General features: G+C 30.1%; 3 protein-coding genes. All 3 read left to right on the top strand.

Annotated features, from left to right (window positions below):
- The first annotated feature begins 79 nt into the window (after positions 1-79).
- Complete coding sequence (locus Q0370_RS10390; RefSeq protein WP_299575431.1) at positions 80-1,057, top strand: type I phosphomannose isomerase catalytic subunit; 978 nt, start codon at positions 80-82, stop codon at positions 1,055-1,057.
- Positions 1,058-1,313: 256 nt separating this feature from the next.
- The gene (locus tag Q0370_RS10395; RefSeq protein ID WP_036060076.1) at positions 1,314-1,835 is read left to right on the top strand and encodes an FxLYD domain-containing protein; all 522 of its coding nucleotides are present in this window, start codon (positions 1,314-1,316) and stop codon (positions 1,833-1,835) included.
- Positions 1,836-1,849: 14 nt separating this feature from the next.
- The coding region (locus Q0370_RS10400) for a 5'-methylthioadenosine/adenosylhomocysteine nucleosidase (protein WP_299575437.1) at positions 1,850-2,408 on the top strand (559 nt) is incomplete at its 3' end.

Below are 2,408 nucleotides of genomic sequence, written 5' to 3' on the forward strand. Positions count from 1 at the left end.
GTAAAATTTAATTCAAAATGTTATTATAGAATAAATAAGTTATTGGAAATTAATTCTATAAATAAAGGAGAGATTTTTTATGTTATATCCAATGAAGTTTAAAAAATTTTTTGTGGAAAAAGTGTGGGGTGGACGTGAATTTGAAACAAAATTAGGAATGAAACTGCCTGAAGGCAAAAAAATTGGAGAATCTTGGGAAGTGTCGGCACATCCGCATGGAATGGGAATTGTCGAAAATGGTGCTTTAACTGGACAAAGGCTAGATAATATTTATAAGAAATATAAAGGGGAGCTTGCTGGAAAAAAAGTTTATGAAAAATATCCAGATAAATTTCCACTTCTTATAAAATATTTGGACGTAAATGACAGACTTTCTATCCAAGTGCATCCAAGTGATGAAGTTGCCCTAAAAAAACACAATGAATTTGGGAAAAGTGAATCTTGGTATATAATGGAGGCAAGTGATGATGCAACTTTAATTATGGGAATAAAGCCTGGTATCACAAAAGAAAAATTCTTGGAAAAAGTAGAAAAAAATGATTTTGATGGACTATTTGAAGAAAAAACTGTTAAAAAAGGTGATTTTATTGATATTACACCAGGAACAGTCCATGCCTCATTAAAAGGAAGTGTACTTTTCGCAGAAGTTCAGCAAAACTCAGATGTAACTTATAGAATCTATGATTTTGACAGAATTGATGAAAATGGAAAAAAAAGAGAACTGCACTTACAGGATTCTGCTGATGTAATTGATTTTGGAAAAGAAGTGGAAATTAAAAATACCGATTTTGATGATTCTGAAAATGGGAAAGATATTTTAAAAAAACACATTATAAAAAAAGAATATTATTCAATTGATAAAGTAAAATTCGCTGATTTCTTTGAAGATGTGAACAATGAAAGTATGACAATTTATTCGATACTGGAAGGAGAAGGGAAAATTACATGGGGAGAAAATGAAGAGCTTTCAATAAAAAAAGGAGAAACAGTTTTAATCCCTGTTGGAATTAATACAAAAACTATCGGAAATTTTGAAATTTTAAGAACTGTAATTTAAGTAGATGAAGGCAAGAATTCTAGTTTACTTTTTAGGTAAAATTGGATGATTTGCCTTGTTTTTTTAGTCGGAATATGTTATTCTAATGTTATACTAATGTCATTTTGTAATTGTATGTTATATAATATAGCAGGATTATTTTAAAATTAAACTTAAAAGTTATAGTTGTTTTACTCATATTCTGGTTTTAATTGATTTTTATTAGTTTGATTTTAAAAGAAGTCAAATATTGAATTTTATAAAAAGGAAAGAAAAAGTGAAAAAAAGAATTTTATTGTTTGGAATAATGTTGGGAACTTCATCTTGTGGAATTATTGGTGGAGTTGGAAGTGTAGTAGGAGGAACTATAAAGGCTGCTGGTGGAGTTACTGGAGCAGTTATTGGAACAACTGGGAAATTAATTGGAGGTATTATTGGCGGAAGTGATGGAGAAATTAAAGCTAAAAATACAAAATATAAATTTTCAAATGCAGAAGTTGAAATATCTGGTGGAAAGACCATTGTTACAGGAATTTTAACACATAATGGAGTTACTAAAAAAAATTTGACCATTGAAATTCCATGTTTTGATAAAAATGGAGCAAAAATTGGAGATGCCGTTGATAATATTAGTTCGCTTGTAAAAAATGAAAAGTGGGAATTTCAAGCGATTCTTAATACAAATGAAACAAAAACTTGTAAATTGAAAGACACGTATATTTATGAAGGAAATATGAATATGGTTATTGAAGGCAATGATGAAGATAATGACAATATTCATAATGTTGAAGAAAAATAAAATTGGAGGGAATAATGATAGGAATTATTGGGGCAGTAATTGAAGAGGCTGAGGCTATAAAAAAAGAAATTAAGGATATTAAAGAAAACATTATAAACGGAATATCGTTTTTTACTGGAAAATTTAATGATAAAGATGCTGTTTTTGTACAATCTGGAATTGGGAAGGTAAATGCTGCGATTACTACTACTTTACTAATTGAGAAATTTGGTGTAAGTGAGGTTATTTTTTCAGGAGTTGCAGGTTCGCTGGATGAAAGACTGAAAGTTGGAGATGTTGTTATTGGACGAGATGTTGTTCAACACGATGTTGATGCTACAGCATTTGGATATAGAATGGGACAAATCCCTCAAATGAAGGAATGGGCATTTGAGTCAGATAAGGAACTTATTGAAAAAACTGGAACTATAACTAATTTTGAGCATCAGATATTACTTGGAAGAATTTTGACTGGAGATCAGTTTGTGAGTCAAAAAGATGTAAAAATTCAACTTGGAAAGGATTTTGAAGCGCTTTGTGTGGATATGGAAAGTGGAGCTGTAGCTCAAGTCTGTACAAGGCTAGGTGTAAAAT

The sequence above is a fragment of the uncultured Leptotrichia sp. genome, from assembly GCF_938036635.1.
GTDB classification, from domain to species: Bacteria; Fusobacteriota; Fusobacteriia; order Fusobacteriales; family Leptotrichiaceae; genus Leptotrichia; species Leptotrichia hongkongensis.

Coding starts and splice junctions, on each gene's coding strand:
- Q0370_RS10390 (WP_299575431.1), top strand. CDS start 80: ATGTTATATCCAATGAAGTTTAAAAAATTTTTTGTGGAAAAAGTGTGG.